Source organism: Cryobacterium sp. Sr8 (assembly GCF_004403225.1).
Taxonomy (GTDB): Bacteria; Actinomycetota; Actinomycetes; order Actinomycetales; family Microbacteriaceae; genus Cryobacterium; species Cryobacterium psychrotolerans.
The window spans coordinates 1-13,745 of record NZ_SOHO01000064.1 but is presented as its reverse complement, the minus strand read 5'-3'; the positions used below and the strand labels follow the sequence as shown (position 1 = coordinate 13,745).

At 65.0% G+C, this 13,745-nt stretch carries 12 protein-coding genes; 7 read left to right on the top strand and 5 right to left on the bottom strand.

Annotated elements, in window-relative coordinates; genetic code table 11:
• Positions 1–161: 161 nt before the first annotated feature.
• Both E3T54_RS12960 and E3T54_RS12955 read right to left on the bottom strand, forming a co-directional pair.
• On the bottom strand, positions 162–1,091 hold the full coding sequence (locus E3T54_RS12960; protein WP_134476045.1) for a DMT family transporter: 930 nt from the start codon (positions 1,089–1,091) through the stop codon (positions 162–164).
• A 232-nt stretch (positions 1,092–1,323) separates the two neighbouring features.
• Positions 1,324–2,349: a LacI family DNA-binding transcriptional regulator gene (locus E3T54_RS12955; RefSeq protein WP_134476044.1), complete on the bottom strand. Its 1,026-nt coding sequence runs from the start codon at positions 2,347–2,349 to the stop codon at positions 1,324–1,326.
• 274 nt (positions 2,350–2,623) lie between these two features.
• Between E3T54_RS12955 and E3T54_RS12950 the strand changes: the two genes are divergently transcribed.
• From E3T54_RS12950 to E3T54_RS12925, 6 genes are all read left to right on the top strand, one after another.
• On the top strand, positions 2,624–3,661 hold the full coding sequence (locus tag E3T54_RS12950; protein WP_134476043.1) for an asparaginase: 1,038 nt from the start codon (positions 2,624–2,626) through the stop codon (positions 3,659–3,661).
• 11 nt (positions 3,662–3,672) lie between these two features.
• Positions 3,673–4,563 carry a polysaccharide deacetylase gene (locus E3T54_RS12945; RefSeq protein ID WP_092322877.1) on the top strand — a complete coding sequence of 297 codons (891 nt, stop codon included), beginning with the start codon at positions 3,673–3,675 and terminating at the stop codon, positions 4,561–4,563.
• Entirely contained in the window at positions 4,560–5,966 is a 1,407-nt protein-coding gene (locus E3T54_RS12940; protein WP_134476042.1) for an MFS transporter, read from the top strand. The genes E3T54_RS12945 and E3T54_RS12940 overlap by 4 nt, the downstream gene beginning before the upstream one ends.
• Positions 5,959–6,723, top strand: a complete 765-nt coding sequence (locus E3T54_RS12935) for an SDR family NAD(P)-dependent oxidoreductase (protein ID WP_092322880.1) — start codon at positions 5,959–5,961, stop codon at positions 6,721–6,723. Before E3T54_RS12940 ends, E3T54_RS12935 begins: the two co-directional genes overlap by 8 nt.
• Positions 6,724–6,738: 15 nt before the next feature.
• Positions 6,739–7,461: an SDR family NAD(P)-dependent oxidoreductase gene (locus E3T54_RS12930; protein WP_198414496.1), complete on the top strand. Its 723-nt coding sequence runs from the start codon at positions 6,739–6,741 to the stop codon at positions 7,459–7,461.
• A 75-nt stretch (positions 7,462–7,536) separates the two neighbouring features.
• Positions 7,537–7,863 carry a hypothetical protein gene (locus E3T54_RS12925; RefSeq protein WP_134476041.1) on the top strand — a complete coding sequence of 109 codons (327 nt, stop codon included), beginning with the start codon at positions 7,537–7,539 and terminating at the stop codon, positions 7,861–7,863.
• Positions 7,864–7,947: 84 nt separating this feature from the next.
• Here E3T54_RS12925 and E3T54_RS12920 read toward each other — a convergent pair whose 3' ends face one another.
• From E3T54_RS12920 to E3T54_RS12910, 3 genes are read right to left on the bottom strand one after another with little or no spacing between them, the layout of a single operon-like run.
• Positions 7,948–10,548 (bottom strand): PQQ-binding-like beta-propeller repeat protein, encoded by a 2,601-nt coding sequence (locus tag E3T54_RS12920; protein WP_134476040.1) that lies wholly within the window; start codon positions 10,546–10,548, stop codon positions 7,948–7,950.
• Positions 10,545–11,651 carry a HupE/UreJ family protein gene (locus E3T54_RS12915; protein WP_166804919.1) on the bottom strand — a complete coding sequence of 369 codons (1,107 nt, stop codon included), beginning with the start codon at positions 11,649–11,651 and terminating at the stop codon, positions 10,545–10,547. The genes E3T54_RS12920 and E3T54_RS12915 overlap by 4 nt, the downstream gene beginning before the upstream one ends.
• Positions 11,652–11,682: 31 nt before the next feature.
• A complete protein-coding gene (locus E3T54_RS12910; RefSeq protein ID WP_134476038.1) occupies positions 11,683–12,579 on the bottom strand; it encodes a phosphatidylinositol-specific phospholipase C/glycerophosphodiester phosphodiesterase family protein in 897 nt (298 codons plus the stop codon).
• A gap of 189 nt (positions 12,580–12,768) precedes the next feature.
• On the opposite strand from E3T54_RS12910, the gene E3T54_RS12905 reads away from it, so the two are divergent.
• Complete coding sequence (locus E3T54_RS12905) at positions 12,769–13,554, top strand: glucosamine-6-phosphate deaminase (protein WP_134476037.1); 786 nt, start codon at positions 12,769–12,771, stop codon at positions 13,552–13,554.
• Positions 13,555–13,745: the final 191 nt, after the last annotated feature.

Sequence of the window (13,745 nt, the reverse complement as noted above, 5' to 3'; positions counted from 1 at the left end):
ACCGCCGCCCCGTCCGCGTCACGCCAATAATCGGGTCATTCATAGCTGCTCCAATTCCCCGCACTGCTTGCCTAGGGTGTCTTACGACCATCATGGCAATCAGCGCGCACCGCCCGCGAAGCGGCATACTACCCGCGCATGCCCACAGTGGAGCGCGCTCGCTAGGGTTTCTTCGCGCCAGGCATGGGCGGGGAGACCTCAATCGGTGCATCCCGCGGCGCCGGCGCATCCGTGCGGGCCGGGCGCAGGGAACTCAGGGCGACGCCCGCGAACACGATCAGTCCGCCGAGCAGCTGGGGCACGGTGAGCACCGCGCCCAGGGCGACGGCGATGACCACGGTGAAGACGGTGATCAGGTTGAGGTAGAGGCCGGCGCGGCCCGCCGGCATGCCGTGCGCCCCGATGTTCCACAGCAGGTAGGAGCCGATCGACGGGAAGACCACGATGTACACGAGCGCCCAGGCGATGGGCGCCTCGGCCGGCCAGGACACCCCGCCGGCCACCGCAGCCGGCGCCATCAGCACCGCCACCATCACGGCCTGCACGGCCGTCGCGGTGATCGGCGGCACCTTCAGGCCGCGGCCGAAGATCGTGTACAGGCTCCAGACCACGATCGCGCCGAGCATGAGCAGGTCGCCCAGGTTGAACCTCAGCGAGAGAACGGATGCCAGCGCCCCGTCGGTGATCACCAGCAGCACCCCGACCAGGCTGACCAGCAGGCCGAGGATGCCGCGCCAGCCCATCCGCTCGTGCAGCAGGAGGGCGGCGAGCACGACCATCACCGCGGGGTTGGCCGCGTTGACCAGCGACGCCGACTGCGGCGTCGTGAACTGCAGCGCCCCGTAGAGCAGGAGGGTGTACCCGGTGAGCCCGAGCGCCGCGAGCAGCAGCAGCCGCGGCCAGTGCCGCAGCACGGCCCGCCAGTCGGGCTTCTCGATCAGCTGGGCGAGCACGAGGAGCGGCACGGAGGCGAGCGTCCAGCGCCACCAGTTGAGGTCGAGGGGCGAGACGGACTGCACGGCGACGGCGCCGACGACGTAATTGCCGGCCCAGAAGAGGGCGGCGAACACGAGGGCGAGGGAGTACTTCACTGGCCTCACGATACAAGGCCGGCGCATCCGTGCCTGGCCGCGGCCGTCGCCCGGCGCCGCGGGGCGGGGGTTTCCCGGTTGGACAGTCGCACCTTGGCCGGTCGACCGAGCGTGTTTGCCGGTTCCGGTCGACTTTGCCTGGTGCGCCGGGCAAACTCGACCGGAACCGGCAACCTCGGCGGCGGAGTCGGCGGCGCTCGCCCGTCTGGCCGGTCGTGTGCTCGAGTTCGCCTTATGCGCTGCTCTCACGCACGCAGAGCGTCGGCTCCAGCCGGATCGACTCAGCCTGCTCGCCATTGAGAACACGAAGAAGCAACTGCACCGCGGAGCGTCCGATCTCGAGCATGGGGGAGTGTACCGAAGACAAAGAGATCGGAAGTTGAGCCGCGAGAGAGGTGTCGTTGTATCCGACAACGGCCATGTCCTGGCCAACCTGCAAACCCTGGGAGCGCACAGCGCCCATAGCGCCGATGGCAGCGAAGTCATTGACTGCGAACAACGCGGTGGGTCGACGCGCATCATTCTTAAGTATCTTCTCCGCCGCGATCCTGCCTCCGACTGTATCGAAGCCAGACCACACGACCGCGCTGTCCGGGATATCGCCGCCTAGCTCCCGCCAGCGGCGGACAAAACCCGCCACCCGGTCGACGGCGGTGCTTGCGTAGGGTTCCCCCGCGATCACGGAGACAGTGCGGTGCCCCGAACTCCACAGGTGGTCAGCGACGAGCTCGCCTCCCCGAACATCGTCGCAGGTGGCCGATGGATAACCGGGAACCCGCCGATTCATGAGAACAAACGGAACCCCCCGGTCGGACAGCTCCGCCAGGAGACTGCCGTCGAGATGGGCGTCCCCGAAGATCATGCCATCCACCCGCCGGGCCAACATGATCTCCGTCTTACGGCGCTGCAGTTCCTGGTCATCTCGGGAATTCATGACAAAAGTGGAGTAGTTGGCCTCGGCGGCCGCTTCTTCGATCCCCTCGTACATTATCGCCAGCACCAGGTCGGAGAGCCTGGGGACGATCACTCCCAGAAGGTGTGTGCGTCGGGTTCGCAGGCTCGTCGCTTGCGGGTCCGGCGAATAGCCCATCTCGCGGGCCAGTGCTCGCACGCGCTCGGCCGTCCCCGGAGAGGCTGCGCTCCGCGCGACGTCCGTGCCCGAGTGCAATATGCGGGACACCGTCGAGGAGTGCAGGCCGAGCTCGCTGGCCAGATCCTTCAACGTGACGGCGCGTTCGGGCGGTCTGTTGTCGTTCATCTGGACCCCTTCATCTCGCGCGTGCTCGCATGCGATCGACACCAATGTTCAGCAGCTGCTTGACGTGCCCCTTCAACAGATTCTATAGTTTCCTCTACCGCAACCCAATCGATTGGGTGACATCGGCCACAAGGCCTGCGGAACCCGCTCTTGCAGACACCCGTGTCGTCCACCCGCAGTTCTCCAGATATCCGCGGACTGGCCTGGCGCGATTACCCAATCGATTGCGTTGCCTCACATCGGAGTGAACATGAGAGACCCAGGAGGCGCCCACGTGGTGCTACTGGCAACGGGCGGCACGATATCTTCTCGAGTGCAGCCGGCGTTCGGTGGCGCGACAGTCGCGATTGATCGCGGCGAGCAGATTCTGGGGAGCCTGCGCTCGCAGCCTCCCTATCCGGTGCGGGTCGTCGATCTCTTCCATGAGGGTTCCTACCTTCTGACCTTCGGTGACATGGCCGACATTTGCGCGAAGATCACAGACGCTCTCTCCGATCCCCTGGTCATGGGTGTCGTCGTCACCCACGGCACCGACACCATGGAGGAAACCGCATTCCTCGCGGACCTCACCCATGATGATCCGCGCCCGGTCGTATTCACGGGGGCGCAAAGGCCCGCCGATTCGGCCGAACCGGACGGGCCAGACAACCTTTCCAGAGCGATCGCCCTCGCCGGCTCGGCCGCAGCGCGCGAACGCGGGGTGCTCCTCTGCTTTGCCGGCGAGATCTTCCCAGCCAGAGGTGTCCGGAAGGCCCAGACCTTTGATCTCCACGCGTTCACGAATCCTGACTTCGGGCAGGCCGGATTCATTTCGGCGGCGGGCGACATACAGATGGACGACGTGCTGCCCAGGCTGGACCCGTTGCCTTTGCCGTCCGCCGGCGACGGAGACGACCCGCGCGTTGATCTCGTGGCGGCCTATCCTGGCGCGGATTCCCTGCTGTTGCTGGCGTCCTGCGGCGCTGGCGCGTCGGGCGTGGTGTTGCAGGCGACGGGCAGTGGTAACGCCAACCGGGTGATGTGCCAGGCCATTGCAGATGCCACTGCCGCCGGCGTTGTGATCGTGACGAGCACCCGCGTGCAGGCCGGCCCCGTTCTGCCGGTGTACGGCCACGGTGGGGGCAAGGATCTAGCCACCGCCGGCGCCATCCCGTCAGGGCTGCTCAAGCCATCCCAAGCCCTGGTTCTGCTCGGCCTCCTGCTCCGGCTGGGGATGGATCGCGAACAGATCGCCCAGACGTTCGCCCGGCACGGAGCGCATCCCCAGCCCGGTTCGAAATCCCCACGTACCCAGTCAATACACCATTACTGAAAGGCTGATTCATGAAAAAGGACATACAGGTCGCCTTCGGCGTCGACGTCGATGCCGTCGCCGGAATGCTCGGCTCTTACGGCGGAGAAGACTCGCCCTGTGACATCTCACGCGGACTCTTCAGCGGCGAGGTGGGCGGGCCCAGGCTCCTTCGTCTCTTCGAGAAGTATGAGTTGCCCTCAACCTGGTTTGTCCCCGGGCATTCCATCGAGACCTTCCCTGACCTCACGCGGATGATCGTCGATGCGGGCCATGAGATCGGGGTCCACGGCTACTCCCACGAAAACCCCATCGCCATGTCCCGGGAGCAGGAGACTGCCATCCTGGACCGATCCATCGAGCTGATTGAAAAGGTATCGGGGCGTCGCCCGACCGGCTACGTCGCCCCCTGGTGGGAGTTCTCGCCTGTCACGAACGAGATTTTGCTCGAGCGCGGCATCAAGTACGACCACTCACTCATGCACCGTGATTTCGAGCCGTACTACGTCCGTGTCGGAGACAGCTGGAAGAAGATCGATTACAGCAAGGCGGCGGAAACCTGGATGGAACCGCTGGTTCGCGGCCGCGAAACCGACCTCGTGGAGATTCCAGCCAACTGGTACCTGGATGACCTTCCGCCCATGATGTTCATCAAGGCCGCCCCGAACTCGCACGGCTTCGTCAATCCCCGCGACATTGAACAGATGTGGCGTGACCAGTTCGACTGGGTCTACCGCGAAATGGACCAGGCGGTGTTCACCATGACCATCCACCCGGATGTCTCCGGCCGCCCGCAGGTGCTCCTCATGCTCGAGCGACTCATAGAGCACATCAACTCGCACGACGGCGTGAACTGGCTCACCTTCGACCAGATCGCCGACTCCTTCATCAGCCGCGCACCACGAAAGGGAATCAACTCATGAGCACACAGTCCTCGGCCGTCGATCTGACGGCACCGAAGCTGAACGAGAAGCGCAGGTTCCCCGCCTTCTCGAAGAGGGACACCAACATTGCCACCATCCTGGCTTTGCTGGCCTGGACAATCGCCGTCTTCGACTACGGGCTCTTCGGCACGCTGCTGCCGGCCATGCAGGAATCCTTCGGCTGGACAGCGACGGAATCCTATGCCATCAACACGTGGATCGCTGTTGGCACGGCAATCGTAGCCTTCGGAATCGGACCGGTGATCGACCGTCTGGGCCGCCGGAAGGGCATGATGGTCACGGTCGGGGGCACGGCGATCGTCTCGGGACTGACCGCAATCATTCCCACAGGGATCGCGTTCCTCAGCAGCGGACTCGTCGTACTGATCCGCTCCTTCGGAGGACTGGGATTCTCGGAACAGGCCGTCAACGCGACCTACATGAACGAGGTCTACCAGGTCACAGAGGACGCGAAGAAGCGCAAGCGCCCCGGCTTCTACTACTCCTTCATCCAGGGAGGCTGGCCGCTGGGCTTCCTGCTGGCCAGCGCCCTGGCCCTTGCGTTCCTGCCCACGCTGGGCTGGCGAGCACTGTACCTGATGGCAACAGTCCCCGCAGTGATCATCGTTTGGGTCATTGCAAAGAAGCTCAAGGAGACGCCACAGTTTGAACTCCACCACGAACTCACCCGGCTGGAGAAGCACGGGCGCTCAGACGATGCACACGCACTGGCTCGTTCCTACGGCGTTGAGCACTCGTCGGTGGCTCCGCTGAAGCGCATCTGGGAACCTCACCTGCGCCGGAACACGATTGTCTTCTCTCTCGCCTGGATATTCAACTTCTTCGGGATCATGATCTTCAGCATTCTTGGCAGTTCCGTCCTCAAGAACGCCAAGGGTGTGGAGCTGTCCGATGCCTTCTGGATGTTGATCGTCATCAACCTCCTGGCCTACTTCGGATACATCTTCCACGGCTGGCTCGGCGACAAGATCGGGCGCAAGAGGACCATCATCGGAGGCTGGATTTTGTCCGGAATTTCCTTCGCCATCATGCTTAGCCCCCTGGCAGTCAGCCCGGCAATGATCATCCTCACCTACGGCGCCGGTCTGTTCTTCCTCGTCGGCCCCTACGCTGCCATCCAGTACTTCATGGCGGAGTGCTACCCGGTCAGTTGCCGCGCAACCGGAACAACGTTCATCGGCGCCATGAGCCAGCCCGGCATCATCATCGGCGGGGCACTGTTCACCGCCGTCGCCGCCGGAGCAGACACCGGCACCGCGGCCCTCTGGGTGGGCGCGTTGGGAACCCTCTTCTCGGGCTTGCTGATGATCGCGGCCAAGCCACCGGTCGAAGCGCTCCTGGAAAGCCCGCCCGAGGCACTTCCTCAGGTCGCGAATGCCTGAAGCCAAAGTAGCGATCATCACGGGGGCGGCCAGCGGCATCGGCCGCTCCCTAGCGATCCACTATGCGCGGCAGGGCGTAACCACGATCATCGGTACTTTCCCTGCAGATCCCCACGACCCGGAGGAGACCCTGCGCCTCGTCATCGAAGCAGGTGGCCGGGCCGTAATCCACGAGGTGGATGTTCGCAGGACGGAATCGGTGGAAGCGTTCGCCCAAAGGGCGGTGGCGGAATTCGGGCGACTCGATTATGTAGTCGCGAACGCCGGCATCCTCCGCAACTCCGCCCTCGAGGAGCTCTCCGACGATCGATGGAATGAGATGCTCGACGTCGACCTCACGGGAGTGCTGCGGACCCTACGCGCCGGGGCCGGAAGAATGCCGGACGGCGGGGCGATGGTCGCCGTCTCTTCGATTGCCGGCGCGGTCTACGGGTGGGAGGGACATGCCCATTACGCCGCAGCGAAAGCAGGGGTACTCGGACTCGTTCGCAGCTTGGCCGTGGAACTCGGCCCGCGCCAGATCCGCGTCAACGCCATCGTTCCCGGACTCATCAAGACGCCCCAATCGCTTGACCCGGTCAACTCGCTCGGCCCCGACGGCCTCCAGCAAGCAGGGAACGACATCCCCTGGGGTCGCGTCGGGGAACCGGAGGAGGTTGCCAGCGTCATCGCATTCCTCACCTCGAACGATGCCCGATACGTGACCGGGCAGTCGCTCACCGTCGACGGCGGACTGACCGTCAAAATGCGTGCCTGAGAACAGGAGGACCTGATGAGCATGCAAAGCGAACCTCACGCCGGGCACGGGCGGGCCGTGGTCGTCACCGGCGGCAGCAGCGGAATCGGCCTGGCAATCGTTGAAGCCTTCAGGGCGAACGGTGACCGGGTGGCCGTCCTGGACCGGGTCGGCGGAGGCGACGTCATCCGGGTAGACGTCTCGGACGAAGACAGCGTACGCCGCGCCTTCGACCTCGCCAGGGAGCGCCTCGGACCAATCCAGATCCTCGTCAACAGCGCCGGGTTGCTTACGGAGTCACCGTTGGAGGAAATGACCCTCGCAATGTGGAGCGAAACGATAGCGGTCGACCTGACCGGTGTCTTCCTCTGCTGCCGGGAGGTGGTGGGGGAGATGCGCAGCCAGAAGTGGGGCCGCATCATCAACATTGCCTCCCAGCTGGCGATAAAAGGGGGGAAGGGGCTCAGCCACTACAGCGCGGCGAAAGCCGGCGTGGTGGGACTGACCAAGGCACTCGCCCTGGAGCTTGCCCCTGACAATGTGCTGGTCAACAGCATCGCACCCGGCCCGATCGAGACCCCGCTGGTCGAAGGCATCTCGGAGAGCTGGAAGGCTGCTAAACGCGCCGAACTGCCCCTGGGGCGATTCGGTGTTCCGGCGGAAGTGGCCCCCACCGCACTGCTGCTTGCCAGCGAACCCGGCGGGAACCTGTACGTGGGCCAGACGCTCGGACCCAACTCCGGCGACGTGATGCCATAAGAAGGGGAACATCATATGTGCGGTGCGTGCGGCAGGAAGACTGTCCAGGACGCAATCCTCGGCAACGTGCGAACGATGCGCCAGCAGATCATCGTGGCCCAGGTCATCAATGCCGTGTGCCGACATGTTCCCGGTGTCCCCCGGGTCACCGCCCTAGTTGACAACTGGCTCATGGCCGGCCCCACTGGTGCGACGAAGCTCTGCGACACGGTCGAGGAACTGTGGACGGCCATCATCGACGGCAGCGTGGACCCAAACGTCCCCGCCCTCTCTGAGGCGCTGAAAGCCTATTCAGCAGACCCCCTCAACACTGGACTCGCGGCACAGGTCACCGAACTGGGGCTGGCGCTGGCCGAGGGACACGCGCATCGTCACCGCGCTGGGCATCCGCCCCCGCCATGACCAACGGGGAGGGCGGCCGCATGGTGGCCATCCCTCCCCGTTGCGGTTGCAGGGGCTCGGGTTACTCGTTCACGCGCCGGTTGATCACTTGCCCGGTACCGACCGCTTCGCCGCCTCACCATCGGGGGTGTAGGCATAGAGGTTGCCGTCGAAGGCGCCGACGACGACGGTGTTGCCGCTGACTGCCGGGCCCGCGGACACCCAGGTGCCGATCTCGTGCTCCCACAATGACCGGCCCGTGTTCGAATCGAGGGCGTAGAAGCTGCCGTTGTTCGATCCGACGAACAGCGTGTCACCGCTGAGGGCAGGCGAGCTGTGGATGCCGGCGCGGTACTGTGCGCCGGGCAGAAGGCGATCCCAGAGCACCGAACCGGTGGCAGCATCCAGGGCGGTGACTGCGCCGCTCGGGAAGCCCATGTAAATCACGTCGCCGGCAATGGTCGGGGCGGCCGGGGTGGCGCCGCCGTTCACCAGCAACGGATGCGGGCTCTTGTAGGTCCACAGCGTCGCGCCGGTGACACCGTCGCGGGCGATGATGCCGTTGTTGGAGCCGATGTAGACGCGCCCGTTAGCGGCGGACGGCACACCGTCCTGCCAGCCGCCGAGCTCGGCGCCCCCGGTCCAGAGCTTCGTGCCGGTGGTCAGGTCGTAGGCGATCACGCGGTCTGCGGTCTGGTTGCCCACGTAGACGCGGCCGTCGGCGACGGCGGGAGTGCCGTCACTCATGGTGGCGCCGCTCATTGCGGATGCCCAGATCCGCTCGCCGGTCTTCACGTCCAGGGCGATGAGCAGGCCCAGGTTGGCCTCGCCGTGACGCGACTGATACGGGTACAGAACCTTGCCCTCGGCCACGGTGACGCCGTAGTAGCCGTAGGTGCGCTGGTTATAGCCCTCCGGTGCCGGCTCGGGGTCGTGCTGCCACTTCAGCTTTCCGGTGGCGGCGTCCACGGCGAACAGGGTGCCCCGCAACGTCGGAACGAACACGAGGCCGTCCGACACGGCGATGCTGCCGTGCACCGAGGACGGAACCGGGTAGCTCCACAGCTTCTTGCCGGTGGCCTGGTCGACGGCGTGCACGGCACTGTTGCCGTCGCCGTTCTCATCCCGCGTACCGGCGTAGACAATGCCCCCGACAATCACCGGAGATCCGGTGAGGAACGTCCCCTCGGTGCGGTAGGACCACGCCAGGCGCTGCCCGGCCTCGATCTTGTCGGTCGCGACGCCGGTGTGGCCCTGGTCACCGTGGTGCTGGGACCAGTTCGCGCCCGCCTTGGGCAGAATCGCGCTTTCCTTCGTCAGGGTGAATTTCGACGACGTGCTCCAGGATGCCCCGGCAGCGTCGACCGCGCGCACCTCGACGGTGTGTGCGCCGGCGCGAACGTCATCCGGCAGGGCCGAATGCCAGGTGAATTCGCCGCTTGACTTGAGCGGACGCCAATTGCCCTCGTCGACCTTGAATTGCACCTTGGTCGGCGCGTCCGAGGTGTCGTAGGCATTCACCTGGATTCCGGGGAAGCCGTCCAGCGGAACGGACGAACCTGCGGCCGGGCTGGTGATGGTGAGGTCCTGCTGGGCCCCGTACATCCGGAAGGGATTCTTGAAGGTCTCATCCGTCATTTCCACGTATCGAAAACCGCGCGGGGAATTGTCAATCGTGTACGAACTGGAGCTGGTCTGAACGTGCTTGGCCGAGCCGGCGAATGCACTGTTCGGCTCGACGTCGTTGGAGTGTTCGTGACCGACCAGGATGAGTTCGGCGCCGTACTGCTCGAGGATCGCGCCGTACTGGTCATACATCGAGTTCGACCCGAAGGGCACGTTCATCGGCTGATGGGTCAGCACAACCAGGCGCTTGTCCCCGACGTTCTGGGCAAGATCCTGCTTGGCCCACTCCAGCTGTTCCTCGAAGGGTGCCGCGCCGTTGTTTTCCAGAACGAGGAAATGCCGGTCCCCGTAGTCGAAGGAATACCACTCCGGCCCGACATTGGTGCGGTAGTTGTTGATGCGCGCGGCGTAGCCGACGCCGGCTGCATATTCGTGGTTGCCGACCGCAGGCCAGACCGGAACGGGGGAGAGGGCCGTGGCCGCCTTGTAGAAGTCGAACTCGGCCTGGGTGGCGTTGTTGGTCAAATCCCCGCTGACCTGGATGAAGGCCAGATCCTCCTTGGTGGAGTTGATCTCCTTCACCTGATCGGTGAGCTGGGCGTTCACATGGGGGTCTGCGACGTTTCCGAAGGTGAAATTGCTGCCCGCGGATTTGGGATCCTTGGTCAGCCCGAAGTCGACGCTTTTTGCTTCGCCCGTGGCGAGTTCACCCAGATCGCGGTAAAAACGCGGGGTCTTGAACTTGTCCGTGCCGACCGAATACCCGGCGGGCTGGGTGATGAAGACGAGGTCGGTCGTGCGCCGCTCGATGGGGGTGTCCAGACTGTAGCGACCATCGGCATCCGTCACGACGATCGTGGCGCCATCCGACACGGTGACCCCGGGGAGCACCTTTTCCCGGGCGTCGAACACGTCGTTACCGTTGCCGTCTTCGAAGACGGTTCCCGAGACCACGGCGCTGGGTGGGTCGATCGTCTGCGAGACGGCCGAGCTCAGGGGCGCGGCGACCACGAGCCCGCCCAGGATCGCGGTGACCGTGTAGAGCCATCGGCGGAGCCGTTTGGGTGCCAGGTGTTTCATACGAAGAAGAACCTTTCTAGGAACCAGATGAGTCCGAAGACTGCGACCACGATGGTCGCCCCCCGCACGACCGGCGCCGAGAAGCGGCTCCGACGCACGAGCAGGAGTAGGGGGAAGATCACGAGCAGCAGCAGAACCTGGCCCGCTTCGATTCCGATGTTGAAACTGAGCAGCGAGGCCACCAGGTTCCAGCTGACGTCGTCGGTGATTTTCAGGGATCCGGCAAATCCCAGCCCGTGCAGCAGGCCGAACAGAAACACCACCAGGTGTCTGCGGCGCGGGGCGCCCAACAGATTCTCGATGGCCACGAAGGTGATCGACAAGGCGATCAGGGGCTCCACGATGGATGCCCCCACCTGCACCCAGCCGAGGAGCGCGGTGATCAGGCTCACACTGTGGGCCAGGGTGAACATCGACACGACGCCCACGAGGTTGCGCAGGCTCGTCGCTCCGAGCATCACCGCGACGACGAAGAGCACGTGGTCCAGGCCGAACAAGAGGTGCTCGACGCCCATCAGCGCGAATCGGGAACTCGAGACGATGACCGAGTTCTCGCCCATCAGGAGTTCATTGTGGCCGCCGTCCATCACGGTGCGGCCGCTGTCCGCGCCAATCTGGTACTCGACGATGTTCGTGTGCTCGTCGGAGATCGCGTCCACGTCGGAAAAGACGTCGTACGTCAATTGGTACTGGCCCGACTCGCCCGGGCAGGTGTAGGTCAGGTCCATCTGCACGTACGGATTCTCGTCACGGGTCGTCGTGGAGACTCCATCAAGGTGAGGCTCGCACGCTGCGCCATCCAGATAAATGACGACCCGTTCGTACAGGTATGCCGAAAGGTTAGCCTTTCCGGCCTCGAGCGCCGCCAGGCGAGAGGCGTCGTCGACTGCGCCCCGGGCATCCGGCCCCAGGTCGACCGCTTTGGCCAGGATCTCGTATTCGAGGCTCAGCTCGTAGGAGATTTCACGGCCGTCGCCGTGAATTGTCGAGTAGCCGGCAGTGTCACGCACGTGAGCGGACGCCGGCAACGTTCCCGCGAGCAGGAACAGGAAAACCAGCCCCAGGAGAATGGAAGATCGGGACGCAAGTAGGGCGCGATTCATGGCGGGAGCGGGCGGGTGGAGGGCGATGTCGCTAGCTGCGGCTCCCAAGGAACTCCTCCAGCGCGGCCAGGTCATCGGTATTTATGTGGTCTACGCCGGCCTCGTGCAGCTCGGTCCAGATGGCTTCGCGGGCTTCCCCCGGCACATCGAGGGTCGCCCAGAAGCGCACGCGGTAGCCCTGGGCGTGCGCCACCCGCACGTATTCGCGCAACCTGGCCTTCTCGCTCTCCGGCATCACCCCGACACCCCGCCAGGCGAAGAGCTTGTTCCAGTTGTCACTGACCAGCGGCATGAGATCGGCCGGTATGCCGGACGCCAGATCGCCGGAGCGTCCGTCGTAGAAGGCAAACCGCGAGTCACGGTTCCGCATGGTTTCCAGGGGCCGGTTGCCGCTGACCACGGCGATAACCGGTCCGGTTTTGGTCTTGCCGTTGGAGTACCGGGTCATGATGGAGGGGTGCTCTGCCAGCTCTTCCTCGATCGCAGCGTAGGTGCTCTCGCCGTCACTCTTGATGTCGATCAGCAGTTGGAAGGTGCCATCCCAGCCGGGGTAGACGCTGTGATCCTGCCCGCGGATGAGACTGTCAAGCGGATCCAGGTAGAGGCTTTCGAGAGTGACCCCCGGCTGGACATTCTCGAGATCGTGAGCGACGAGAAGCTCGCCATTGACGAGCCAGACATCGGCTTCGACACTGGTGAATCCGTGTTCGAGGGCGTCGAATAGCGGACGGTCATGCTCGTAGTCATTGTGAGCGTGGGCGGCACCTTGCGGTTCGCCGAGGACGACGTTGGCCTGGGATGGTGCGGCGGCCTGAGATGGTGCGGCCGCCTGTGATGGTGCGGCGGCGCCGGTGACGGCGGCGAGGGCAACGAGCGCCGAAGCGGCAGTCCCGCCGAGAAAGCCCCGTCGGGAAGTAGTTGACCGCATGACATGCTCCTTGCGTGTTCGAGTTGGCTCGGCTTAGTCCGAATGCGCAACAGCCTTAGGTCTATCGGCGTCGGCTTAAGCGGTGGCGCTGGTCTGGCAAACGCAGCATGAACGGCCCCGTGATGATTGAAAGTGATCCAAACTAGTATTCTGAGGTCATAAGTAATCAAGATCGAAGGCGGATGTCCGATGGCCGAAGTCATTGTTGTTGAGAACGCGGATGCCGCCGGTGAGCTCATCGCCGCCTCGATCCGCGCGCTGATCGAGGCCCGGCCCGACGCGGTCCTCGGCCTGGCCACCGGGTCGACGCCGCTGCCGATCTACCGCTCGCTGGCCCGCTCGTTCGCCGAACGCCCGCTCGACGTTTCACAGGTGCGCGGCTTCTCCCTGGACGAATACGTCGGCCTGCCGGCGGGACATCCGGAAAGCTACCGCTCGGTCATCACCCGCGACGTCGTCACCCCTCTCGGGCTCACGCCGGGCAACATCCACGTGCCCAGCGGCGACCCGGCCGGCCTGCCCGCCGCCGGCGCCGACTACGAGCGGGCCATCGTGCGGGCCGGGGGAGTGGACCTGCAGATCCTCGGCATCGGCCGCACCGGGCACCTGGGCTTCAACGAGCCCGGCTCGTCGTTCGAATCGCTCACCCGGGTGAAGACCCTGACCCCGCAGACCCGGGCCGACAACGCCCGCTTCTTCGCCTCTGCCGACGAGGTGCCGGTGCACTGCATCACCCAGGGGCTCGGCACGATCCGGCGCGCCCGCCACCTCGTGCTGCTGGCCGTCGGCGAGGGCAAGGCCGCGGCGATCGCCGCCGCAGTCGAGGGGCCGGTCACGGCCAGCCAGCCCGGCTCGGCCATCCAGCTGCACCCGCACGTCACGGTCGTCGTCGACGAGGCGGCGGCGAGCATGCTCGCGAACCTCGACTACTACCGCTACGCCTGGGCGAACAAGCCCGCCTGGCAGGGCATCTAGCCCCGCCTCCCCTGAACGCGGCGACCCGGTATCCGTTTCGCACCACCTCGCCGAACTGTGAGTTTGGCACCTTCGTTGGGCGGGCAAAGTCAAGCGGTCTAGGCAACGCGGGTGGTTTCAGCTGCCTTGAGCAGCTGGTTCAGCCGGGTGGCTGGGGTGTCGAGGTCGAGGGTCGGTCGGGGACGCCGGTT